Below are 23,520 nucleotides of genomic sequence, written 5' to 3'. Positions count from 1 at the left end.
CCCGGTCGCCCGCCCGGTCGCCCGCCCGGTCGCCCGCCCGGTCGCCCGCCCGTCCGCCCGTCCGCCCGCCCGGTCGTGAGTCGGTCCAGATCGAGACCGCGATGGGTGCCGCGATCGGTTGTCCACAGGGGCGCTCATCGGTGGTTGTCGTGGTCGTCGATGGGCGGGAGGCTGACTGCGTGGACTCCGAAGCGATCAGAGCACTGCTCACACAGCAGGCGGGAGTGATCTCCCGCCAACAGGTGCTCGCCTGTGGCGGCAACGATCGCGACCTCGCGCGACTGCTGCGCCGTCAGGTCCTCCACCGGTTGCACACGGGGGTGTTCATCGACCACAACGGTCCGCCCACGTGGGAGCAGCAGGGCTGGGGAGCCGTGCTTCGGTTCTGGCCGGCCGTCGTGGCGGGACCCACGGCACTGGTCGCACACGGTCTGCGGCTGCCGCGGTTTCTGGGCCGGCCCGCGACCAGTCGCATCGAGGTGGCGTCGATGCGCGACGGAGCCCTGGCCAGATCCCGGAAGTTCGGGTGCGGCGAGTGCGCGACTTCGACGGCGTCGCGCTGATGCATCTCAGCCCGCCGCGCATCCGTGTGGAGCACGCCGTGCTCGACGTGGCCTCGCAGGCCCCCGACGACGCGGGTGCGGTGAGCGTTCTCTCCGACGCCGTGCAGTCCAGGCGTACGACGCCTGACCGGCTGCTCGATGCGCTGAAGCGACGGCCTCGACTGGCCCGGCGACAACTCCTGCTCAGACTTCTCGTCGACGTCTCCTCCGGTGCGTTCTCGGCGCTCGAGCATCGGTATCTGCGCGACGTCGAGCGTCGGCACGGGCTGCCCACGGCGAGCCGGCAACGTCGAGCGCGGCGTGAGAAGGCAGTGGTCTTTCGCGATGTGTCCTACCCGGAGTTCGCGGTCAACGTCGAGCTCGACGGGCGTCTGGGGCACGAATGGACAGAAGACGGCTGGGATGACCTCGACCGGGACATCGATGCCCTGGTCGATCGGCAGGTGACTGTGCGCGTTCGGTGGCGACAGATCCTCGATCCCTGTCGGTTGGCGGCAGCGCTGACGCGACTGCTGTGGGCACGCGGGTGGACAGGGCGCCCGATTGCCTGTGGCGATGCCTGCGCGGTGGGCGTACTCCTGCGAACTCACCCCGGACCGGCCGACGCTGCAGGGTTTCACGCAGCATCTGCGTGAAACCCTGCACCGTCGGCCGTCGGGTCCGCACCCACTCCAGCGTGTCGCGCACGGCGTGTCGCGGGAAGATTCGGCGCTGACCTGCGGTTATGCAGGAGACCCGAGAAGTTCAGATCACAGGGCTTGCATCGGCCCGGGAGCCGACGTACGGTTACCACTACATCTAGTAGTTACACGGTTGTGGTTCTCCACATGTAGTCCACAGGGGCAGGGTGCTGAACCCACAATCAACCGCTGGTTGTCCACAGGAAACGATCCGTCGTCCACAACGGCACCGCTGCACCAGGCCCCCGAGCAGGGGCCTTCGTGGCGTCCCCACAGTGGTCGACATTGGTTGAACGCACGAGTGTGAACGCACGAGCACAACCCGCACCCACAGGTCCCGCCAGAGAACGAGCCGCGAAGGAGGCTGCCGCACATGCACTGCCCCAACTGCCGCAGCACCGACACTCGCGTGCTCGACTCCCGGGTCGCCGACGACGGTGGATCGATCCGCCGGCGTCGCACCTGCCCGTCGTGCAACAAGCGCTTCACCACCGTCGAGCAGATGCAGTTGACGGTGCTCAAGCGCTCGGGTGCGAGTGAGCCGTTCAACCGCGAGAAGGCCGTCTCCGGTGTCCGCAAGGCCTGCAAGGGTCGTCCGGTCACCGCCGACCAGCTGGCCTGTCTGGGCCAGGCGGTCGAAGATGCGCTGCGCAGCGGCGGATCTGCCGAAGTGCCCGCCAACGAGATCGGTCTGGCCATCCTCGGCCCGCTCCGTGAGCTCGACGAGGTCGCCTACCTGCGGTTCGCCAGCGTCTACCGCGCGTTCGAGTCGGCCGAGGACTTCGAGGCCGAGATCTCCATGCTGCGCGCCGAGCGTTCTGCCGGCGTCACCAGCGGTTTCGCAGCAACTGCGAAACAACCTCAGCCCACGGGCTGACCACAGACCGCCCGGCACGTAGTGGGGAAGCTGCGTGCCGGGCGCACATCTTCGGGCAACAACGGGCGTCGAGCATCTGCGACACCGGCACCACCGGAAGCATCAGCACCACCAGCACCAGAGAAGACACCAGCCGGAGTTCGGGAAAGAGGAGAAATGACGGAGACGGTCAGCAGCGATTCTGCAAAGAAGCAGGGCGCGGGCAAGGGTCTGAAGATCGAGCGGGTCTTCAGCACCGAGGGCGTTCACCCCTACGACGAGCTCACGTGGGAGCGCCGCGACGTCGTCCAGACGAACTGGAAGACCGGCGAGTCCGTCTTCGAGCAGCGCGGCGTCGAATACCCCGACTTCTGGAGCGTCAACGCCTCCACGATCGTCACCACCAAGTACTTCCGCGGCGCCGTCGGCACCGACGCCCGCGAGTGGAGCCTCAAGCAGCTCATCGACCGGGTCGTGAACACCTACACCGACGCCGGCCAGGAGCACGGCTACTTCGCGACCGAGGCCGACGCCGAGCTCTTCGAGCACGAGCTCACCTGGTTGCTGGTGCACCAGTACTTCTCGTTCAACTCTCCCGTCTGGTTCAACGTCGGTACGCCGTCCCCGCAGCAGGTCTCGGCCTGCTTCATCCTCTCCGTGGATGACTCGATGGACTCGATCCTCAACTGGTACAAGGAAGAGGGCTTCATCTTCAAGGGCGGCTCCGGCGCCGGCCTCAACCTCTCCCGCATCCGTAGCTCGAAGGAGCTCCTCTCCTCCGGCGGTACGGCCTCCGGCCCGGTCTCGTTCATGCGCGGCGCCGACGCCTCGGCCGGCACCATCAAGTCCGGCGGCGCCACGCGTCGTGCGGCCAAGATGGTCGTGCTCGACGTCGACCACCCCGACATCGAGGAGTTCGTCGAGACCAAGATGAACGAGGAGCACAAGATCCGTGCCCTTCGCGACGCCGGCTTCGACATGGACCTCGGCGGCAAGGACATCACCTCCGTCCAGTACCAGAACGCCAACAACTCGGTGCGGGTCACCGACGAGTTCATGCGCGCGGTCGAGGACGGCACCGAGTTCGGCCTGAAGTCCCGCGGCACCGGCGAGGTCATCGAGACCGTCGACGCCCGTGGCCTGTTCCGCAAGATCTCCGAGGCCGCCTGGTCCTGCGCCGACCCGGGTCTGCAGTACGACGACACGATCAACGACTGGCACACCAACCCCGAGACCGGCCGGATCACCGCGTCCAACCCCTGCTCGGAATACATGTCGCTCGACAACTCCTCGTGCAACCTGGCCTCGTTGAACCTGCTGAAGTTCCTGCGCGACGACGACACCTTCGACGGTGAGCTGTTCCAGAAGGCCACCGAGCTGATCATCACTGCGATGGACATCTCGATCTGCTTCGCCGACTTCCCGACCGAGCCGATCGGCGAGACCACCCGCAACTACCGCCAGCTCGGCATCGGCTACGCCAACCTCGGCGCCCTGCTGATGGCGATGGGTCTCGGCTACGACTCCGACGGCGGTCGCTCGATGGCTGCCGCGATCACGTCGCTGATGACCGGCACGTCGTACAAGCGCTCGGCCGAGCTGGCCGGCATCGTCGGCCCGTACGCCGGCTATGCCCGCAACTCCGACGCGCACAAGCGGGTCATGCGCAAGCACCAGGCCGCCAACGACACGGTGCGCACCCTGCACACCGAGGACCTCGCGGTGCACAAGCTCGCCACCCAGGCGTGGGCCGACGTGCTCGCCACCGGTGAGGCCAACGGCTTCCGCAACGCGCAGGCCTCGGTGCTCGCACCGACCGGCACCATCGGCTTCATGATGGACTGCGACACCACCGGCATCGAGCCCGACTTCTCGCTGGTCAAGTTCAAGAAGCTCGTCGGCGGCGGCTCGATGCAGATCGTCAACCAGACGATCCCGCGGGCGCTGAAGAAGCTCGGCTACCAGCCGGAGCAGGTCGAGGCGATCGTCGCCTACATCGCCGAGCACGGTCACGTCATCGACGCGCCCGGCCTGCGCACCGAGCACTACGAGGTCTTCGACTGCGCGATGGGTGAGCGCGCCCTCAAGCCGATGGGTCACGTGCGCATGATGGCCGCCGCACAGCCGTTCTTGAGTGGTGCCGTGAGCAAGACCGTGAACCTCCCGGAGGAGGCAACGGTCGAGGAGATCGAGGACGTCTACCTGCAGGGCTGGAAGCTCGGTATCAAGGCTTTGGCCGTGTACAGGGACAACTGCAAGGTCGGCCAGCCGCTGTCCTCCGGCAAGGGCGAGAACAAGGGGTCTGACTCCAACAAGTCCGAGGTCGAAGCTCCGGTCGAGACCAAGGTCGTGGAGAAGGTCGTCTACGCCCCGACCCGCAAGCGCCTCCCGAAGTCGCGCGTCTCGCGCACCACGTCGTTCACTGTCGGCGGTGCCGAGGGCTACATGACCTCGGGTGCCCATGACGACGGCGAGCTCGGCGAGGTCTTCCTCAAGCTGGGCAAGCAGGGCTCGACCCTGGCCGGTGTGATGGACGCCTTCTCGATCGCTGTCTCGATCGGCCTGCAGTACGGCGTCCCGCTCGAGACCTACGTCTCGAAGTTCACCAACCTGCGCTTCGAGCCGGCCGGCATGACCGACGACCCCGACGTGCGGATGGCGCAGTCGATCATGGACTACATCTTCCGTCGCCTGGCCCTGGACTACCTGTCCTTCGAGGACCGCTCCGCGCTCGGCATCTACTCGGCCGACGAGCGTCAGCGTCACCTCGAGACCGGGTCCTACGAGCCGGCCGAGGAGACCGGGTCCGCCGGCGAGCTCGTGTCGGAGTCCACGGTGGTTGAGACCTCCTCCTCGGTGGTCGAGCCTGTCGAGACCCCGATCGAGGCGACCGTGGTCGAGGCCCCCCAGGGAGCCCACACCACCGCCGAGCTCCTCGAGAAGATCAGCGGTACGGCGATCGACAGCCCGCTCTGCTTCACCTGCGGCACCAAGATGCGTCCTGCCGGCTCGTGCCACGTGTGCGAGGGCTGCGGAAGCACCTCCGGCTGCAGCTGATCAACTGAACCACTGAACGGGCTCGACACCCCCGGGTGTCGGGCCCGTTCTGGTTGTCGGTGGGCCGTGATGGGATGTCAACACGTAGCCAACCCGGGGTCGGGATGAGCGAGCACGCGCGTGAACAAGATCGTGAACTTGGTGGTTCGAGGCCGCGGGACACGGCAGTATCCGGCTGATGGGCTGCTGCTGATCTCATCCCGTGGCGATGAGCCGCCGCTCAAGATGGCGGCCAGTTCGGCGAGACCCGGCGATTTCCTCGGCGTCACCTATGGAGCCGAATGGGCAACAACAGAGGCGGTTCTTCCCCGACCACCTGAGCGTCGACCGCGGGGCAACGAGCAGGCCATCACCATTCCGGAACACCTCACCGACGAACTGGCCTTGTTCCTCGGGGCGTACTTCTCGGAGGGCCACACCAACCTGTCCAACTGGACTGTCGTCATCACCAACTCAGTCGACAGGGTCCTGGAGCAGGTCCAACGAGCATGCTTCGCCACATTCGGGTTGCCAGGACGCATCGTTCACCGAGCAGACAAGTGCCCCGGATTCGTCGTGGCCAGCAAGCGCCTGGTCGAGTTCCTGACCCTCTTGGGTTGCGGTGGTCGAGCCTCGGAGAAGCGTGTTCCTGAGGTCATCGCAGGGTCAACTCGGGAGCACGTAATCCGCTTCCTGCAGGGAGCCGCGTTGGATGCATACACCTGCTGCGGCACATTGCCGCGATGGGCGATCTGCCTCGACTCCCACGCTGGCATTGATGATCTCCAGGACCTGGTGACGTGCCTGGGGATTCCGAATGCGCAGATCGCGAAGTGGAACAAGGACTATCAGAAGCACTACTACGAGCTCTATGCCTCGGGGCGTGATGGCCAGGTGCTCAGCCAACTCGTGCCGTTTCTGGAGCCCTACAAGGAAGTGCGTGCCCAGGAGTTTCGCAAGTTGACGAGCGTGGGAAGGGACTGGAGCGATGTCATTCCCGGCCTCCGTGGCACGGAACTCTACGACCTCATCCCACGTGGCCAGTCGGGTCGCAACGGCGTGGGGACCGGTCGGCAGCGGTTCCGCTACCTCCGTGACGCGCGCACCCGTCACATCACCCGAGCGTCCGTCCTCCGAGCCGCTGAAGCTGGCGCCGTACTGCCACCATGGCTCGAGCACCTCGTCGAGTCGACGAAGCGCTTCTATCCCGTGATCGGCGTTGGAGACCTGCCGATGTCGGGGCGAAGCTCAGCCCCGTAAGCGTTCCCCTCCCCAGGTCAGGCGATCGGCTGACTCACCGTTCCGCCCGGTCGCCGCCTGACGTGGTGCGGCTCCGCAACCATGACGTGGTGCCGGGTGCCATCCCACGCGACTTCGGCGTCTGGTGCACAGGAGACACGATGAGCGACGCCTCCTGGGGCAGTGCCCACTTCAGGGCGTGATAGACGACCGAGAGCGTCTCGGAACTCTCCAGGAGCAGCAGGCCGGGAGCGATCCGTCGCGCTTCGTGCCACGGTCCGGCCAGGTCCTCGGGGGCCGCCGAGGTCCAGGCGAGGTACACATTCATGCCTCCATCCTGCACGGCGCAGCGACCCTCACGTGCGCGGCGTGACGTCGCGGGCGTGCTCCTCGGCCATCGGCTCGTGGTGCGCGAAGGTGCGGGTGAAGCTGCCGGTGCCGTGGGTGGTCGACCGCAGCTCGATCGCGTAGCGGGCCAGCTCGCGCTGCGGCACCAGTGCCCGGATCAGGGTGCCGTCGTCGCCCACCTTGTCCGTGCCGAGCACCCGGCCGTGACGTGCGGACAGGTCGCTCATCACCGCGCCCACGAAGTCGTCCGGCACCGAGACCGAGACCTCGTCGTACGGCTCCAGCATGGCGACCCGGCCGTCCTCCGCGGCCTCGCGCAGTGCGAGCGCGCCGGCGCTCTGGAACGCCGCGTCGGACGAGTCGACGCTGTGCGACTTCCCGTCGGTGAGGGTCACCCGCAGCCCGACCACCGGGTAGCCGTTGCGGACTCCGCCCTCCATCTGCGCCCGGACGCCCTTCTCGACGCTGCCGATGAACTGCCGGGGTACGGCGCCCCCGACCACCTTGTCGACGAACTCGAAGCCCACAGGCTCCGGCAACGGCTCCACCTCGATGTCGCAGATGGCGTACTGCCCGTGGCCGCCGGACTGTTTCACGTGGCGACCGTGACCCTTGGCAGCGACGGTGAACGCCTCACGCAGCGGCACGACCAGGTCGCGCTGCTCGACCGTGACGCCGAACCGCCGCTGCAGCCGGTCGAGGGCCGCGTCGGCGTGCGCCTCGCCCAGCACCCACAGCACCAGCTGGCGGGTCTCGGTGTTGTTCTCGACCTTCAGCGAGGGGTCCTCGGCGGCCAGCCGGGCCAGTGCGGCGGGAAGCTTGTCCTCGTCAGACTTCGTGGCTGCCTCGATCGCCACCGGCAGCAGGGGTTCGGGAAGCTGCCAGGGCTCGAGGACCCGCGGTTGTTCCACGGACGACAGCGTGTCTCCGGTCTCTGCGCTGGTGAGCCGGCCGATCGCGGCGATGTCGCCGGCCACCACCTTGCGCGCGGTGACCAGCTGCTTGCCGAACGGGTAGGACAGCCCACCGATCCGTTCGTCGTCGTCATGGTCGGCGTGGCTGGTCGCAGACCCGAAGAACGACGAGAAGTGACCGGAGACGTGCACGTCGGCGTCGGCGTCGAACGACCCGGAGAACACCCGGATCAGGCTGACCCGGCCCAGGTAGGGGTCACTGGTCGTCTTGATCACCTCGGCGACCAGTGGGGCCGACGGGTCACAGGTCAGGGCGTCCGCCTTCTTGCCGGCCGGGGTGAAGGCCTCGCGTGCGGGGTGCTCGGCGGGGGAGGGGAACGCGCGCACGCACAGGTCCAGCAGTTCGCGCGGGCCGACGCCCGTCGTCGCGCCCACTGGAATGACCGGAAAGAGCGCGGCCCTGGCCACTGCCTTCTCGAGGTCGGCGACCAGCACGTCCTCGTCGATCTTCTCGCCGGCGAGGTAGCGATCCATCAGCGACTCGTCCTCGGACTCCTCGATCACGCCCTCGATGAGCTCCCCGCGCAGCTGCTGGGCCCGCTCGTCGTCCGTGTCCCCGGAGATCAGCCCCACAAGCCGGTCACCCTGATGGAGGTGGACCGGCAGCACCTTGTCGCCGAACGCCTGCTGCGCCGCGCGTACGACGGCATCCACGTCAGCGCGGGCGTGGTCCAGCTTGGTGACGACGAGGGCACGGGGCATGCCGACCCGGTCGCACTCGCGCCACAGCTGCACCGTGCCGCGGTCGACCTGTTCGTTCGCCGCGACCACGAACAGCGCACAGTCGGCGGCACGCAGTCCCGCGCGCAGCTCACCCACGAAATCGGCATAGCCGGGGGTGTCGAGGAAGTTGAGCTTCGTGCCGTCGTACAGCACCGGCGCCACGGCAAGCGACATCGAGCGGCCGTGCTCGTGCTCACCCTCCTCGAAGTCGGAGACCGTGGTGCCGTCCTCGACGGCGCCCACCCGGGTGATCGCGCCGGCTTCCTTCAGCAAGCCCTCCAGCAGGGTGGTCTTGCCCGCCGAGGACGGCCCGACCAGGACGACGTTGCGGATCCGGTCGGGCGCGGGCGGATCCAGTGGTCGGGAGTCCTTGTGCGGCTGCCGCTCGGCCATGCTCCCACGAAACTCCAGATGGGTGCCGCGCACAAGCCCTGCGTGCGTGAGCGGTTCATCCACAGGCGCGGCGGACGGTCGTGCGCGCGTGGGCCCGGGGCCGTACCGTTGGCGCCACGAAGGACTCGAGGGGTCGGGAAGCGGAGACACACGTTGCACCAGATGTTGGGCGCGATCACCGAACCTGCCCTGTCCCGGGCGTTCGACGTGGGTGCTCTGTCCCGAGGCCGCAGCTATGCCGCGCGGGGCATGGTGCTGGGCTTCGAGATCGGCGAGATGGGTGAGGCGATCGAGATCGTCGGCCGGGTCGCCGGCAACCGTGCCGCGCCGTACTCCGTCTCCGTCCTGCTCGAGCCGCCGGTCGCGAACCCGCACATCGACGCCGAGTGCAGCTGCCCGGTCTCCTTCGGCTGCAAGCACGCGGCCGCTCTGCTGCTCGTCGTGCGTGAGTCCGAGCGTGCGATGCCTCCGTTGCCCGCGACGCCGGCCTGGCAGCGCGACCTCGACGCCGTGCTCGGTGAGTTGGAGCAGGCTCGGCCTGAACCCGCACGCCGGCTGGGACTCGCGCTGCGGTTCAACCTGCCGCGCCCCTCCCGCAGTCGGTACGCCGCGCACCTGCCGCCGGCCGTGACCCTGCGGCCGCTGCAACAAGGTGCCCGCAGGAACTGGATCAAGACCGGCATCGACTGGCAGCAGCTGCACTACGCCCACCTGCGCAGCGAGCTCGATCCCGAGCAGGTGGCCGTGCTCAGCGCGTTGGCGACCGCGTTCGGGCCCAACGGCGTGCGCGACGGCGCGTCGCTGCGCAGTGTCGGTCCGCAGCTGTGGCCGTTGTTGCGGCGCGCGATCGAGGTCGACCTTCCGTTCGTCCCGCACGGGCGCCTCTCCTCGATCGAGGTGCTCGACGAGCCGCTCGACCTGACCGCCGACCTGGTCGAGACCGAGCAGGGGAGTCGGCTGGCGCTGGGCGTGTGGCTGGGCGACCAGCACCTGTCCGGAGAGTCCGTGCAGTTCGTCGGCCGACAACCCCACGGTGTCTCGCTCACCGTGCCCACCCAGCCGAACTCCACCGCCCAGGTTCCGATGCAGCGGCTGTTGCTCGCGCCGCTGGCCCGCCGCGTTCCCGAGGCGTTGCGTCGGCTGCAGGAGAAGGGCGGACTGATCGACGTCCCCGCTCCGGAAAGTGCGTCGTTCGTGCGCGACTACCTCCCGCGCCTGCGAAACAGCCTGCCGGTCACGTCCTCCGACGGCTCGATCCCGCTGCCCGACGAGGTGCCACCGCGCCTACGGTTGACCGTCGACTGGCGTACGGCGACCGAGGTGGGGCTGGTGTGGGCTTTCGTCTATCAGCGCAACGAGGAGGAGCTGGTCTTCGCCCTCGACAGCGCTGACCCGGCCCGCGGCGTACGACGTACCGGCGCCGAGGCCCGCCTGCTCGACGAGCTGGCCCTCGACGACGTCTCGCGCAACCTCCTGCACGGGCCCGACGACGCGCTCGCGCCGCGCCAGGCGCTCGACGACCTGTGGGTGCTGATGTTCGCCGAGGCGGTGCTGCCCGCGCTGCGCGAGAGCGGTCAGGTCGAGATCCTCGAGGAGGGCACGCGCCCCGACTATCGCGAGGCCGTCGGTGAGCCCGAGATCGAGTTCGCGCTCTCCGAGCCCGCGCAGGGCGGAGACCCCGAGGACGACCGCACCGACTGGCTCGACCTCGAGGTGGTCATCCAGGTCGACGGCGAGCAGGTCCCGCTGCCGTTCGTGCTGGCGGCGCTGACCGCCGGACAGGAGCGACTGATCCTGCCCAGCGGTCTGCACATCGCCCTCGACCGGCCCGAGTTCGGGCGGCTGGCCAGGCTGGTCGCCGCGGCCGCCGAGCTCCAGGACAAGGAGTCCGAAGGCGTCCGGGTCGGTCGCCACGACCTGGGGCTGTGGGCCGAGCTGGCCGAGCTCGGGGTCGTCGACGCCCAGGCCGAGCAGTGGGTGGCCGCAGCCAAGGCGTTGACGCGGCTCGAGGGGCTGCCCGACGTCGAGCCGATCGGGCTCAAGAGCGAGCTGCGCAGCTATCAGCACGACGGCTTCCGTTGGCTCGTGCAGCTGTGGCAGGCCGGGTTGGGCGGCATCCTCGCCGACGACATGGGCCTCGGCAAGACCCTACAGACCCTCGCCCTGATCGGCCATGCCCGCGCCTCCGGGGCCGACCCGTTCCTCGTTGTCGCGCCCACCAGCGTCATGACGGCGTGGGCGCACGAGGCCGCCACCCACACGCCCGGGCTCGACGTACGCATCATCGACGCCTCGGCCGCCCGCCGCGGCTGCTCGCTGGCCGAGGCGGTGGCCGGCGCCGACCTCGTGGTCACCTCCTACACGCTGTTCCGCCTCGAGGCCGAGGCGTACGCCGCCCTCCCGTGGGGTGGCCTCGTCCTCGACGAGGCGCAGGCGATCAAGAACCACCAGGGCAAGACGTATCAGGCGGTCCGCAAGCTCGACGTACCGTTCCGGCTCGCGGTGACCGGCACTCCGTTCGAGAACAGGTTGATGGAGCTGTGGGCGCTGCTCTCAGTGGTCGCGCCCGGCCTCTACCCGTGGCCGCGGCGGTTCGGCGACCTGGTGGTCAAGCCCGTCGAGAAGCACGGCGACCAGGCGGCGCTCGACCGTTTCCGCACCCGCATCCGCCCGTTCATCCTGCGCCGCACCAAGGATCTCGTCGCGGCGGATCTCCCCGCCAAGCAGGAGCAGGTGCTCGAGGTCGCGCTCGGGGCGAAGCACCAACGCGTCTACGACACCCACCTGCAGCGCGAGCGGCAGGCGATCCTGGGGCTGGTCGACGACTTCGACCGCAACCGGGTGGCGATCTTCAGCTCCCTGACCAAGCTGCGTCAGCTCAGCCTCGACGCCGCACTCGTCGATCCGGAGCACGAGTCGTTGGGGTCGGCCAAGCTCGACGCCCTGGTCGACCACCTGGTCGAGGTCACCGCTGAGGGCCACCGGGCGTTGGTGTTCAGCCAGTTCACCGGGTTCCTCAAGCGCGCCCGCGCTCGACTCGAGGAACAGGGCATCACCTGCCGCTACCTCGACGGCGCCACGCGCGATCGCCGTGCCGAGATCGACGGCTTCAAGAACGGTGATGCCGACGCCTTCCTGATCAGCCTCAAGGCCGGCGGAGTCGGGCTGACCCTGACCGAGGCCGACTACGTCTTCGTTCTCGACCCCTGGTGGAACCCGGCCAGCGAGGCCCAGGCCGTCGACCGGGCGCATCGCATCGGGCAGCAGCGGCCGGTGATGGTCTACCGGCTGGTGGCCACCGGCACCATCGAGGAGAAGGTGATGGAGCTCAAGGAGCGCAAGGCCGCCCTCTTCGCCTCGGTGTTCGAGGGTGACGCCGCCATGGGCCAGGGCATCGACGCCGACGACGTCCGCTCCCTCTTCGACGACTGAGGCCCGGGCGACGAGCACGGCTCGAGGCCTCAGCGGACCTCGAACGAGCTCGCGCCGGTCGGGGTCGAGGGTGCCGGCACGATGAAGGAGGCCGGCCTGAAGGTGTCCTACGACGACGGTGCGACCTGGTCGAAGGTCACGCTGAACGGCAAGGGTGGTTCCTGGACCGGGAAGCCGAGCGTGCCCAGGAAGGCCGACTTCGTGTCCCTGCGCGTCATCGCCTCCGACCACGCCGGCAACGCCGTCGAGCATGAGGTGATCCGCGCGGTCAGCGTCCGCTGATCCCATCCGTGACCGGCGGTCGGCGTCCACCCTGGGAGGTGTGGCGCCGGCCGTCTCTCGGACGTCGAGTCACCGGGCGGCGGGCTGGAACAGCTCGATCACGTTGCCGGAGGGGTCCTCGACCAGGATCTGCTGGCCACCGGGGCCGGTGACGATCTCGTTGCGGAAGGCGACTCCGGCGTCCCGACACCGGTCCACCTCGGCGGCGAGGTCGTCGACGATCAGGTGGATCCGGTTCCAGCCACCGGGTCCGGGCTGCGCCCCGTCGGGCATCGGTCGCCCGGCGGAGCTGGTCGGTCCGCTCAGCAGCAGCCGCAGGTTGCCGCGGATCACGTCGGCGAAGGCCGGCGCGAAGCTCGTGCGTACGGCGAAGCCGAAGTGCTCGGTGTAGAACGCGATCGACTTCTCGACGTCGTCGACCATGTAGCGGACGCTGACCAGGTCGGCGACGTCCGTGGTGGGTGTCGTGTCGGACATGACGGTTCCCTTTCTCACTCGGTGGGTGCGTGCTCGAGGACCGACAGCAGGAATCGGACCCTGGTCTCCAGCTCCTGTGCCGTGCGCACGAAGGCCGGCCAGCCCTCGTCGGCAGGGTCGGCGATGCTCCAGTGCGCCACCGTGGGCGGCCCCGGGAAGTCGGGGCACACCTCGCGGACCCGGTCGCAGAGACTGATCACGTGGTCGAGGCGCCGGCCGGTGAACTCGTCGACGTGCTTGCTGCGCCGGTCGTCCAGGTCGAGGCCGCGCTTGCGCATCACGCGGACGGCGTACGGGTGGATCGGCTTGGGATGGCTGCCGGCACTGAAGACCTCGACGCGGTCACCGCCGAGGTCTTGCAACAGGGCCTCAGCGATCTGCGAGCGGGAGCTGTTGCCGGTGCACAGGAACAGCACGCTGATCGGCCTGCGGTGGGCGCGCCCGGCGGGCTCCGTGAGCGGCACGGCCGAGACAGGCGTCAGCCCGGGGTGGAGCGCGCCGCCGGCGGCGATGAACAGGTCGCGGCAGGCGTCCAGGTCGAGGCTGTAGTAGGCGTCCCGGCCGTCGGCCGAGCTGCGTCGCACCGTGACCAGTCCGCCGTCGCGCAGCTGCTTGAGGTGGTAGGAGGTCAGGCTCTGCGCCTGGCCGACGGACGCGGTGAGCTCGCGCACCTGGCGGTCGCTGCGGGACAGCTCGGTGAGCAGCTGCCAGCGGACCGGGTGGCCGCCCAGGCGCAGAAAGGCCGGCACCGCGACCGGTGGTGAGGATCTCGTTCCTCGCGCCATACCCTCGAGAATACATCAAACCAGTTTGTTTGATTCTGGTGGCGTGGACACGACATGTCCGTACCCCGCCACGGCCAGGTCTGTCCGGGCGGGCTGCGGGTGCACTACGAAAGGAGGACACCACCGCCACACCTCCCGGGAGCCCCAGATGATCCGACGCCGTTCTCCTCGGCTGCTCAGTGCTGCTGCCCTCAGCGCCGTGCTGGCCGCCGCGCTCTCCGTCTCGACCGGAGCTACCGGAGCAACGGGAGCGACGGGAGCGACGGGAGCGACGGGGGCGACGAGCGCCGGGCCCGACCTGCTCACCGGGGCCGGGTCCGTGTCCGGCAGCGAGGTCGTCGGGGTTGGCCAGGGCGACCGGGTCCGGCTGACCCCGCTCGGCAACGGCGGGCAGCAGGTCGTCGAGCCCCTGCGCAGCCAGGACGGCACGGCACCGGGGCTGCTCGTCAACACCGACGACAACGGAACCACCCTGCAGACTGCCGACGGCTCGGGTGAGCCCACCGTGGTCGACGGCACCGCGCGGACGTCGAGGCGGACCAGGGCCGCCGACCTGGTCGAGCTCAACTTCGACGCGATCGCTCGAGACGGCCGGGCCGCGAGCGCCGACGTCACCGTCTACGACGTGGTCACCGGCGCCACCCAGGTGGTACGGCGGCTCCCCGGCGACCCGGACGCGACGTGCAGCACGAAATCGTTCGAGGACAGCTCCTGCGCGCTGGTCCCACCGGGCACCTACTCGGTGATGGCCTTCGTCACCACCATGCCGGCCGACCGCCCCGGCACTGCTCGCGAGCGCACCACGCAGAACCTGTCACTCGTCGGTGACCCGGAGATGACGATCCAGGACTCCCGCGACGTCACCTTCGACGCCCGGCTGGCGAAGCCGGTCGAGGTCCGCACGCCCGACCACCGCACCAAGGTCAACTCGGACGGCGCGATGCAGCTCGGCTACTCGCGCACCGCGGCGAACGGGCGGAAGATCGTCCGGCAGTACCGGCCCTCGGCCCTGCTCGACCAGCGGTTCTTCATGCAGCCCACGGCGCCGCTGGCCCAGGGCACCTTCGAGGCGTTGACCCGGATGCGGCTCCAGGCGCCCGACATCGAGCTCTCGGTCCGAGGCCGAGCGCTGCACCCGGAGTACTACGACCAGGTCTGGTTCTCCGACGAGATCACCGACTTCCCGCTGTACGACGGCCGCGACCGACTGCGAGTCGTCGACGTCGGCCACGCCACGGCAGACGACCTGGCCGGCCGGAACCTGCGTGGCGCCATCGCGGTGGCCGAGCGCACGGACGACCTCTCGGTCGCCGAACAGTCCAACGCCGCCGCGGAGGCGGGCGCGGCACTCGTGGTCGTGCACAACGACGGGCCGGGCGACAGCGACGACCCGAACGGCACCGGCACCAGGCTGCGGGTCCCGACCCTGCGGCTGGATCGCGCCGAGGGCGAGGCGTTGAAGGCCGCCCGGGGGCGGGTCGCGGTGCGCGGTGAGAGCGCCAGCCCCTACCTCTACGACCTGGTGCTCAAGGAGCACGGTGCCATCCCGGAGGACCTCACCCACGTGGTCCGCAGCCGTGACCTGGCCAGCCAGGTGCGTGAGGTCCACGGCCAGCCGACGATCGACTCGACGTTCTCGGAGGCGGCCTACCAGTACCAGCCCGAGGACACCTTCGCGATCTCGACGATGTTCCCGTTCACCGGTGGCGCCAGGACCCGCGTGGAGTACCGGATGCCCGACCCGGACACCCGCTGGACCTACGCGACGGTGACACCGCAGACGACGTACAACGCGCTCTTCCCGCACCCGCCCGTGCTGCGGATGTCGCTCAGCGACCCCGAGCTGACGGCCTACGAGTCGGCCGAACGGATCGCCAAGCCGGTCGGCACCGCTCCGGTCACCTCGGCGCCGAGCAGGTTCCGTCCGATGGAGCGCTCCGGTGACCAGATGCGGGTGGCGATCGACGGTTTCGTGGACGCCGACGGCAACCACGGCACGTCGTACTCCACCGGCAGCGGGATGAGCACGCTCCTGCAGATCCGCGCCGACGGGGTGCTGGTGGGGGAGACCGACAACCAGCCGTCCGGCATCGCCGTGCTGCCTGCCGGTGATTCACGGGTCGAGGTGTCCTTCGCTGCCGACAACCCGCAGCCGTGGACGGAGCTCTCCACGCGCACTGAGTCGGTCTGGGGCTTCCCCTCGACCACCGTCCCGACGGGTGCGGTGGTGACCCAGCCGGTGATCCTGGTCGACTACGACGTCGACGTCGACCTGCGCAACCGGGTGCACGCGCGCGGTCCGCGGCCGGTCGTGTTCGACCTGCGGCTGGGCCATGCAGAAGGTGCCGCGACCGCACCGATCGACGACGTCGCCGTCGAGGCGTCGTACGACGACGGGCGCTCCTGGCGCGCGGCCCGGACGATCGAGCACACCGGTGGACGGTGGCACGTCGAGCTGCCACGCGGCACCGGCCATGTCTCGCTCCGACTGCACGCCGGCGATGCCGCCGGCTCGACGCTGGACCAGACGATCGTCCGGGCGTGGTACGTCGCACGCTGACCCGCGCCGGTCGGTCAGCTCAGGCGGTCGAAGCCCTGGTCGATCTTGGTCTCGATGGTGGTGAAGCGTTCGTCGCGGGCATCGAGCTTGGCCTCGAGAGCGTGGGACCGGGTGTCGATCCGGGGGTCGAGGCTCTCGTCGGAGCCTGTGGATGAACCGCTCATCGCCGGGTGCCACACCGCAACGGCTGCCAGTTCGACGAGCAGAACGTGCAGGTTCGTGTGGCTCACGCCCGACGTTCCCCGTGCTGACCCCGTGCTGACTCCGTGCTGACCCCGTGCGTTCACCGAGTGCCGAAAGCGTCAGGTCATCACTCCTGACTCGGAAGACTGGTGCCCGATGCGCACGAGCGCGCCCGGCCGGATCCCACTCCGGCCACTCACGAAGTTCGCCACTCTCACCGCCGCCCTGGCGCTGACCGCGCTCCCGCTCTCGAGCGCCGTGTTCCCCACGCTCGCTCCGGCCAGCGCCCTGGTCGACAAGACGCAGCCCGCTGTCGGTGGGGCGCCCGAGCTCACCCCCGACAGCGGTGCCTACCTGGCCGGCACGGCACAGGTCGCCGCCGCCCCGACGGCCGCCGACGACAACGTCGAGACCCTCGAGGTCGACGGCGCGGAGCTGGAGGCCGAGGCGACGCACGGCACCTCGGAGCTCAGCTTCGAGGTGGCCAGCAACTCGATCGAGGCCCGCTACGGCAGCCATGTGCTGATCAACGGCGAGCACCGGATCGAGCTCGGCGACCACGTCAGCGAGACCGCCGTCGAGACCGTGCCCAACGAGTGGCTCAAGCAGGGCGAGAACACGATCGAGTTCAAGGTCGGCGCGATCGAGACCAGCTGCGGCAGCAACTACGACGACTTCGACCTCTCCAACATCCGTCTCGAACTGCTCGGCGAGACCGCGGACGGCGAGGAGAACGAGTGGAACTACTCCTTCGGTGACGGATCCTGCGGCACCAACACTGCACGCGTGACCGAGGCCAGTCTGAGCTTCTTCGTCACCGGTGACCCGACGCGCACCACCGGCCTGGCCGCCGAGCTCGACACCACGACGCTCGAGAACGGCAGCCACGATCTCACCGCCACGACCGCGGCCGGTGAGTCGACCACCCACACGGTGACGGTCAACAACGCGCCGGCCGGTGCCCCCTCGATCACCCCCGAGGACGGTCACCTGACCAACGGCACCGAGAAGGTCTTCGCGAACGTGCCGGTCGGTGGCGAGGCGACGGTCGCCGACCTCACCGTCGACGGCAAGCCGCTCACGACGACGCCGACGCTGGGCGCCGGCGACGCGACGTTCACCTTCACGGTGGCGTCGAACTCGATCGAGGCGCGCTACAAGAACTACCTGTTGGTCAACGGCATGATGGTCGACGTCGGCGGCGACTGGGTCAGCGAGACCGTCCCGCTGGTGATCCCCAACGAATGGCTCCAGCCGGGCCGCAACGAGATCCGTTTCGTGACCGGCACCTACCCCGGAAGCTGTGGTGACAACCGCGACGACTTCACCATCTCCGCGCTGAAGCTCGCTCCCGCGACCGGCACCGCCACCGCGGTCGACGTGGCGCCGAAGTACGACCTCGGCGACGGCAACTGCGGCTCGTCCAGCAAGCCTCGCGAGGCCGTGCTGACCTTCCAGGTCGACGGCGCCACGGCCCAGGGCCTGCGCGCGGAGCTCGACACCACCGAGCTGGCCGACGGCAACCACACCATCGCCTCGAGCAGCGGTACCGGTCAGGCCGCGACCCGCACCCTGGTCACCGACAACACCGCCCCCGAGATCAGCAGCAGTACGCCGACCAAGGGTGAGCGGATCACGACCTCCGTGCCGCTCGCGCTCGAGGTGACTGACGCCTCGGGCGTGCTCGGCGAGCCGACGGTGACCCTCGACGGCAAGGCCGTCGCCCCCGGCGAGCTGGTCGGCCCGGGCCTCTCCGCGGGCCAGCACACGATCGCACTGACCGCGAGCGACTCGCTCGGCAACGAGGCCGAGCGCACCGTGGTCTTCTCCTCGGCCGGCATCCCCGACGACGCCACCGCCCTGTCACCCACCTCCGGCGACAACGACCTGGGCAGCTCCGTCGAGCTGAAGGCCACGGTGGGTGAGCCCGACGGTGGCCGGGTCACCGCGACGTTCTCCCAGGCCGAGATCCTCACCCCGAACCAGGGGTGGCAGGGCGAGGCCGACCAGGTGCCCACGACGCTCAGCGTGCGCGGTGAGCAGAGGGTCGACACCCGGGTTCTGGAGCCGGGCGACGACCGCTCGCTCGACTCGGTCGCCAGTGGCGGTGTGACCTTCCAACGCTTCGACGTGAAGGTGAAGGGCCACGCGAAGGCGCCGGTGCTGCGTTGGGAGGGGGTCACCGACCCGACCCGCGTCGTGACGCTGCGCGCGTGGAACCTGCGCACGAAGACGTGGGATCCGCTCGACTCCTCGCGCGGCGAGGTCGCCGGGAACACGCTGCTCACCGCCGACGTGGGTCGTGAGTACGTCGAGAGGAACACCGTGCACGTGATGGTCACCGGTGAGGACCCGTTCGCCGATGACCTCGACGCCAGTGACAAGACCGGCTTCGACGACCCGTCGACGTACGACTTCTCGATGGTGCACTACACCGACACGCAGTACCTCTCCGAAGGTGCGGTCGAGCAGGAGACCGCCGAGGAGCGGGCCGTCTGGTCGAAGGCGTACGGCGACGTGGCCCGCTGGGTGCGCGACAACGCGGAGTCCCGCAAGATCGCCTACGTCGCGCACACCGGCGACATCATCGAGAACAACACGCGCCCGCCGGCCACCGAGGAGATGAAGCAGCAGATCGTCGGTGAGTTCGAGGTCTCGTCGGGCCACCAGAAGGTGCTGGACGACGCCGGTATCCCCAACGGTGTGATCGCCGGCAACCACGACAACCAGGCCGGCCGCGAGGACGGGCCGGACTCGATCTACAACCAGTACTACGGTCCCGACCGCTATGAGGCGGCGTCGAGCGCGTGGGAGAACGCGTCGTACGGCGGCCCGTGGAAGGCCGGCGACAACCAGAACCACTTCGACCTGTTCTCCGCGGGCGGGGAGGACTTCGTGGTCGTCGGGCTCTCCTACGGGGTGACCCGCGAGGAGGCCGAGTGGGCGGACGCGACGTTCAAGCGCTACCCGAACCGCAACGGCATCCTGCTCTCGCACGACTACCTGAAGCCTTCGTCGAACCCCGACGGCCGCGACGGCACGTTCTCCGCGCCGGACGGATCCTTGCTCTACAACACGATCGTGGCGCAGAACCCCAACGTGTTCCTGATCCTGGCCGGTCACGAGCACGGTGTCGCGACCAACGTGAAGCCCGACGTCGGTGTGGTCGGCAACAACGTGGTCGAGCTGCTGGCCGACTACCAGTTCTACGAGACGCCGGCATCACTGCTGGGGCTGACCGAGATCGGTGGCTACGAGCCCGACCAGGGGCTGCGGTTCGGGGCGAGCTACTTCCGGATGCTGCAGTTCGACGTGGACCGCGGGGAGATGTCGGTCGACACCTACTCGCCGCTGCTCGACGACTTCGGCGCCACGGAGTTCGACACGAACCAGCGCTACGACGGGCGCGAGGACACGATGGTGCTCCCGGTGGAGCTGACCTCGCGCACGACCAGCTTCGCGACCGAGTCGTTGGGCCTCTATGAGCCGACGCAGGTGATCGACGAGGTCACGGTGCCCTCGGGCCAGGTCGCCTCGGTCACCTGGAAGGACCTCAAGCGCGACACGGCGTACGCCTGGATCGTCACCTCCACGTCGCCCGGTGGCGGCGTGAACACCTCGGCGCCGCAGGTCTTCGCGACCGCCGATGCGAAGGGTCGTCCGTCCAAGGCGCTCAAGGGCCTGGAGTTCCTGAGCGAATGACGCGCCTGCTCCTGCTCGTTCTGTTCGTCCCGCTGGCGGGGTGGCTCTTCGCCCCGCCGGCGGTGGCGCACGACGCCACCTCCACGGCGTACGCCGACGTCTCGGGTGTCGACGTCGCCGGGGGTGACGACGTGCGGGTGGTGCTCGACCTCGAGTACGACCTGCTGATGAAGTCGGCGTGGTTGTACGCCGATGCGTACGGCGCCACCGACCGGGCCGTGCAGGAGCGTGAGCTGACCAAGAACTTCGACGCGGTCGCGGGCTATGCGATCGAGCGGTTCCAGGTCGCCAACGGCGACCAGCGGTGCGTAGGTCGCGCCGACACGACCGGCTCGATCATCGAACGCAACGACACGGCGTTCGCCCGGCTGACGATCGACTACGCGTGCCCGACCTCCGGTGAGGCCAAGCACGCGTTCTACTCCTCGCTGTTCCCCGACGAGGAGAACTTCGTGCACAGCACGAAGACGATGGTGCGCTACGACGTCGACGGGCACAGCGGTGCGGTGGCGCTGGATCCCGGCAGCCCGAGCGTCGACATCACCTCGGCTCCGTCGGAGTCCGTGACGCCCTCCTCGTCCAGCAAGGCGGGAGAGCTGTGGGACTTCGGTGTGCTGGGCGCCGAGCACCTGCTGCTCGGCCCGGACCACCTGCTGTTCCTCCTCGCCCTCTTGCTGGGGGTGCGCGGCTGGCGCGAGGTCCTGCTGGCCGCAACCGCGTTCACCGTGGCGCACAGCGTCACGTTCGCGCTCGGATCGTTGGGTGTGGTCAACGTGCCGGCCGCTGTGGTGGAGCCGATCATCGCGCTCTCGATCGTGGTCGTGGCCGTGCTCGGCCTGGTGGGTGGATCCCACGGCTCAGGTCGCTGGCAGCTGCCCGTCGCGTTCGGCTTCGGCCTGCTGCACGGTCTCGGCTTCGCCTCGGCCCTGGGCATCTCCGAGCCGGGCTCGTGGGACCTGGTCTGGTCGCTGCTCTCCTTCAACCTGGGCATCGAGGTCGCCCAGCTCTGCCTGATCCTGCTGGTGTTCCCGCTGGTCCTGGTCGTACGACGAACGCGCGCGCAGCGGCAGGTCCTCGGCGCGGTGGCCGTGGCGGTGATCGTGGTCGGGACGTTCTGGGTGGTCCAGCGGCTGCCGGTGACGGGGGAGCTGGTGGCGACTCTCACCGTGCCTCTGCTGGGATGAGGTCTACGGCCTCAGGACAGCACGAAGTACGAGTACGTCACCTTGAACCAACGCATGTCGTAGAAGTTGCCGTTGGTGGTGCCAGCCACCCACCGGAACTGACGGTTCCCGTTCACCAGACTCTCGGCCGGACGGGTTGGGCCTCGGTGCCAACCGACCGTCGGAGAAAGGTCGAACCCGTAGGGGTAACTGCCTGATCGGGACTCGTACAGCACCGCTGCGACATCGGGATAGTCGGCAAGGGACCTGCCGCCATAGGCATCAACCCTGATGGCGCCGTAGCGAGTGGCGCGCGGCAGCGTCACCGTGTGTCGGGTGAGCGCGAGCAGGTCTGCGTCGTAGGGGTCGTAGCAGGCGTAGTAGTTGCTCAGGTAGGAGAAGGATCCGGGCCACGAGGAGCGAGCCGGATACGTGACCTCGGAGCAATCGCCGATGATGGCACCGATGAGTGAAGCCTTGGGTGTGAGGGTCCGCGAACCGATCTTTCGGACCAGCCTCTTCGGTGAGACGGCAACCCGGGCGCGGACGGTCGTGGCGCGGTTGCCGGCGCGATCTGCCATCGTGAACCTGAACGTGTAGGTGCCTGCGGGGACGACCTTCCCCGAGCCGGTGCGTCCGTTCCACGTCACTCCGCGCAAGCCGGCGGCACGCGGGCCGGCGTTGAGGCTGCGTACCAATCGACCGCGACTGTCGTGGACCCGCGCGGTCAGGTTCGCGAGTTGTTCGGAGACGCGGACTCGCAAGAGCGTGGAGTCGCGGTACCGATCCTTGATCGGGAACACGGTGCCGGTGGACGCCACTCGGGTGCCCGTCGGCTTGGTGCGGTCAACCACAACAAGTGCCTGGGCCTTCCCGCGCACCGTGGTGCCGGACACCACGCCGGTGGTGTCGATCTGAACGGTGTAGTTGCCGTTGCTGAGAAAACGGCGGTCCTGCCTCCGCCCGTCGTACGTCCATGAGTGAGTGCCGGCCCGGTGGGCGCCAAGCCTGACAGGTCCGCGGAGGACGACTCCGTTGCGGTTCAGCACCCGCATCGCCACCGTCTGCGTCGACTCAAGCCGGTAAGTGACCTTGGTCTTGTCCCTTGAGCGGTCGCCGTTCGGCGAGAACCGGCCCGGGGCGATCCGGGTGATCCGTGGCGCCAAGGTGTTGTGGACCCGGACGCTCACTGTGGTCTCTGGTCCCTCGCACACAGTTCCGTTGGGTGTGCACTGGACGGCGGTCAGTTGCCAGGTTCCGTTTCTGAGGCTCGCTGTCGAGACCGATGCCTGGTAGGGCGCAGCGGAGACTCTGCCCGCTGGGCCTGTTGGCCACGAGAACTTCACCGTGCCGCCCGTGTTGTCGACCCGGGCCACAAAGCTGGTGCCAACTGTGCCCAAGTTCGTGGGCGCGGTGAAGGCGATGGGAGAATTGGTGACGGTGAAGTCAACCTGGGCACCCGTGGCGTTGCACACTGCATCTGCGCAGTCAAAGGCGCTCAGCGCGCTCGACCCGCCCAGGCCCCAGGTCGGGAGGTTGGCCGTGGCGATTCCGTCGAGAACCGGCACATCCAGCGCGTCACCGCCGCGGAGGCTGAACCGGACGGTCGCCGCGGTGCTGGTTGCCGACACGGCGACAGTGTCGGTGGCCACGGACGACGAGGTCGGCGACGTGATGCTCGGGACGGTGGTTGGCACGACTGCGGTGGATCCTCGTGCGGAGAGGGGGCCGCGCTCGGCCAATGCCGCCGACAGGTCGGCAGTGGCCGCGCCCGTCGAGCGAAGCGTGGGACCACCGGAAACAGCGTCGGCCTTCTGCGAGGCTTCCTGCTGCGCCTCTCGCGTCGTGGTCGCATCATCGTCGCTGGTGGCGGGCGCCGGGTAGGCGAACATCAAGCTTGCCGTCATCGCGGCGGCCAGGATTGCTGCGGGTTTCATGATGGATCCCCCTGTGAGCTGGACCGGGCGACGCGGCATCGCGCCGACGACCCGGACAGTTCCGGAGCGTACGTAGCCCCACCGACACTCATGAGCGAAACGACAGAATTACCCAATTCCTGCCACTCTCGGGGAGAAGCGGTGTCCAGCGGCTCCGGTCAGCTTTTCCGCGAACGTCGGTCCGTCT

The 23,520-nt window shown here is 68.9% G+C and carries 15 protein-coding genes and 1 pseudogene; 10 read left to right on the top strand and 6 right to left on the bottom strand.

The genetic code is table 11. The annotated features are described in order from the left end of the window. The 5 genes and pseudogenes from NJ4_RS11905 to NJ4_RS11885 form a co-directional block, all read left to right on the top strand. A pseudogene (locus NJ4_RS11905) lies at positions 1–563 on the top strand (type IV toxin-antitoxin system AbiEi family antitoxin domain-containing protein); the annotation flags it as partial. Further along, a complete protein-coding gene (locus NJ4_RS11900) occupies positions 536–1,198 on the top strand; it encodes a hypothetical protein (protein WP_067434945.1) in 663 nt (220 codons plus the stop codon). The pseudogene NJ4_RS11905 and the gene NJ4_RS11900, both read left to right, overlap by 28 nt. A gap of 418 nt (positions 1,199–1,616) precedes the next feature. After that, positions 1,617–2,120: a transcriptional regulator NrdR gene (gene nrdR, locus NJ4_RS11895; RefSeq protein ID WP_067434942.1), complete on the top strand. Its 504-nt coding sequence runs from the start codon at positions 1,617–1,619 to the stop codon at positions 2,118–2,120. 156 nt (positions 2,121–2,276) lie between these two features. After that, entirely contained in the window at positions 2,277–5,156 is a 2,880-nt protein-coding gene (locus NJ4_RS11890) for a vitamin B12-dependent ribonucleotide reductase (protein WP_067434939.1), read from the top strand. A gap of 120 nt (positions 5,157–5,276) precedes the next feature. Further along, positions 5,277–6,395: a hypothetical protein gene (locus NJ4_RS11885; RefSeq protein WP_067434936.1), complete on the top strand. Its 1,119-nt coding sequence runs from the start codon at positions 5,277–5,279 to the stop codon at positions 6,393–6,395. A 34-nt stretch (positions 6,396–6,429) separates the two neighbouring features. Here the strand turns inward: NJ4_RS11885 and NJ4_RS11880 are convergent, their stop codons facing one another. Further along, positions 6,430–6,702, bottom strand: a complete 273-nt coding sequence (locus NJ4_RS11880) for a hypothetical protein (protein WP_067434933.1) — start codon at positions 6,700–6,702, stop codon at positions 6,430–6,432. A 28-nt stretch (positions 6,703–6,730) separates the two neighbouring features. Further along, complete coding sequence (locus NJ4_RS11875) at positions 6,731–8,812, bottom strand: elongation factor G-like protein EF-G2 (protein WP_067434957.1); 2,082 nt, start codon at positions 8,810–8,812, stop codon at positions 6,731–6,733. Between the two features lie 162 nt (positions 8,813–8,974). Between NJ4_RS11875 and NJ4_RS11870 the strand changes: the two genes are divergently transcribed. Beyond that, positions 8,975–12,244 (top strand): DEAD/DEAH box helicase, encoded by a 3,270-nt coding sequence (locus NJ4_RS11870; RefSeq protein WP_067434930.1) that lies wholly within the window; start codon positions 8,975–8,977, stop codon positions 12,242–12,244. Between the two features lie 81 nt (positions 12,245–12,325). Continuing rightward, positions 12,326–12,526 (top strand): hypothetical protein, encoded by a 201-nt coding sequence (locus NJ4_RS11865; protein WP_067434927.1) that lies wholly within the window; start codon positions 12,326–12,328, stop codon positions 12,524–12,526. Between the two features lie 69 nt (positions 12,527–12,595). Here the strand turns inward: NJ4_RS11865 and NJ4_RS11860 are convergent, their stop codons facing one another. Both NJ4_RS11860 and NJ4_RS11855 read right to left on the bottom strand, forming a co-directional pair. Next, on the bottom strand, positions 12,596–13,003 hold the full coding sequence (locus NJ4_RS11860) for a VOC family protein (protein WP_067434924.1): 408 nt from the start codon (positions 13,001–13,003) through the stop codon (positions 12,596–12,598). A gap of 14 nt (positions 13,004–13,017) precedes the next feature. Beyond that, positions 13,018–13,788, bottom strand: coding sequence for an arsenate reductase/protein-tyrosine-phosphatase family protein (locus NJ4_RS11855; protein WP_067434921.1), 771 nt, complete (start codon positions 13,786–13,788; stop codon positions 13,018–13,020). Between the two features lie 148 nt (positions 13,789–13,936). On the opposite strand from NJ4_RS11855, the gene NJ4_RS26935 reads away from it, so the two are divergent. Further along, positions 13,937–16,348, top strand: a complete 2,412-nt coding sequence (locus tag NJ4_RS26935; RefSeq protein ID WP_067434918.1) for a PA domain-containing protein — start codon at positions 13,937–13,939, stop codon at positions 16,346–16,348. Between the two features lie 14 nt (positions 16,349–16,362). Here NJ4_RS26935 and NJ4_RS11845 read toward each other — a convergent pair whose 3' ends face one another. After that, positions 16,363–16,578, bottom strand: a complete 216-nt coding sequence (locus NJ4_RS11845; protein WP_067434915.1) for a hypothetical protein — start codon at positions 16,576–16,578, stop codon at positions 16,363–16,365. 109 nt (positions 16,579–16,687) lie between these two features. Between NJ4_RS11845 and NJ4_RS11840 the strand changes: the two genes are divergently transcribed. Both NJ4_RS11840 and NJ4_RS11835 read left to right on the top strand, forming a co-directional pair. Then, the gene (locus NJ4_RS11840) at positions 16,688–20,233 is read left to right on the top strand and encodes a metallophosphoesterase (protein ID WP_067434912.1); all 3,546 of its coding nucleotides are present in this window, start codon (positions 16,688–16,690) and stop codon (positions 20,231–20,233) included. Further along, positions 20,230–21,417 (top strand): HupE/UreJ family protein, encoded by a 1,188-nt coding sequence (locus tag NJ4_RS11835; RefSeq protein ID WP_067434909.1) that lies wholly within the window; start codon positions 20,230–20,232, stop codon positions 21,415–21,417. Before NJ4_RS11840 ends, NJ4_RS11835 begins: the two co-directional genes overlap by 4 nt. A gap of 11 nt (positions 21,418–21,428) precedes the next feature. Here NJ4_RS11835 and NJ4_RS11830 read toward each other — a convergent pair whose 3' ends face one another. Continuing rightward, positions 21,429–23,333 (bottom strand): FlgD immunoglobulin-like domain containing protein, encoded by a 1,905-nt coding sequence (locus NJ4_RS11830; protein WP_169799250.1) that lies wholly within the window; start codon positions 23,331–23,333, stop codon positions 21,429–21,431. Between the last annotated feature and the right edge of the window lie 187 nt (positions 23,334–23,520).

The sequence above is a fragment of the Nocardioides jensenii JCM 1364 = NBRC 14755 genome (genome assembly GCF_001552535.1).
In the GTDB taxonomy this organism is placed as follows: Bacteria; Actinomycetota; Actinomycetes; order Propionibacteriales; family Nocardioidaceae; genus Nocardioides; species Nocardioides jensenii.
This window is presented reverse-complemented; position numbering and strand designations above follow the sequence as displayed.

Bases quoted from the DNA above. Each gene is read 5' to 3' on its own strand.
- NJ4_RS11865 (WP_067434927.1), top strand. From the start codon at position 12,326: ATGAAGGAGGCCGGCCTGAAGGTGTCCTACGACGACGGTGCGACCTGG.
- NJ4_RS11860 (WP_067434924.1), bottom strand. From the start codon at position 13,003: ATGTCCGACACGACACCCACCACGGACGTCGCCGACCTGGTCAGCGTC.
- nrdR (WP_067434942.1), top strand. From the start codon at position 1,617: ATGCACTGCCCCAACTGCCGCAGCACCGACACTCGCGTGCTCGACTCC.
- NJ4_RS26935 (WP_067434918.1), top strand. From the start codon at position 13,937: ATGATCCGACGCCGTTCTCCTCGGCTGCTCAGTGCTGCTGCCCTCAGC.
- NJ4_RS11840 (WP_067434912.1), top strand. From the start codon at position 16,688: ATGCGCACGAGCGCGCCCGGCCGGATCCCACTCCGGCCACTCACGAAG.
- NJ4_RS11890 (WP_067434939.1), top strand. From the start codon at position 2,277: ATGACGGAGACGGTCAGCAGCGATTCTGCAAAGAAGCAGGGCGCGGGC.
- NJ4_RS11855 (WP_067434921.1), bottom strand. From the start codon at position 13,788: ATGGCGCGAGGAACGAGATCCTCACCACCGGTCGCGGTGCCGGCCTTT.
- NJ4_RS11870 (WP_067434930.1), top strand. From the start codon at position 8,975: ATGTTGGGCGCGATCACCGAACCTGCCCTGTCCCGGGCGTTCGACGTG.
- NJ4_RS11830 (WP_169799250.1), bottom strand. From the start codon at position 23,333: ATGAAACCCGCAGCAATCCTGGCCGCCGCGATGACGGCAAGCTTGATG.
- NJ4_RS11875 (WP_067434957.1), bottom strand. From the start codon at position 8,812: ATGGCCGAGCGGCAGCCGCACAAGGACTCCCGACCACTGGATCCGCCC.
- NJ4_RS11880 (WP_067434933.1), bottom strand. From the start codon at position 6,702: ATGAATGTGTACCTCGCCTGGACCTCGGCGGCCCCCGAGGACCTGGCC.
- NJ4_RS11835 (WP_067434909.1), top strand. From the start codon at position 20,230: ATGACGCGCCTGCTCCTGCTCGTTCTGTTCGTCCCGCTGGCGGGGTGG.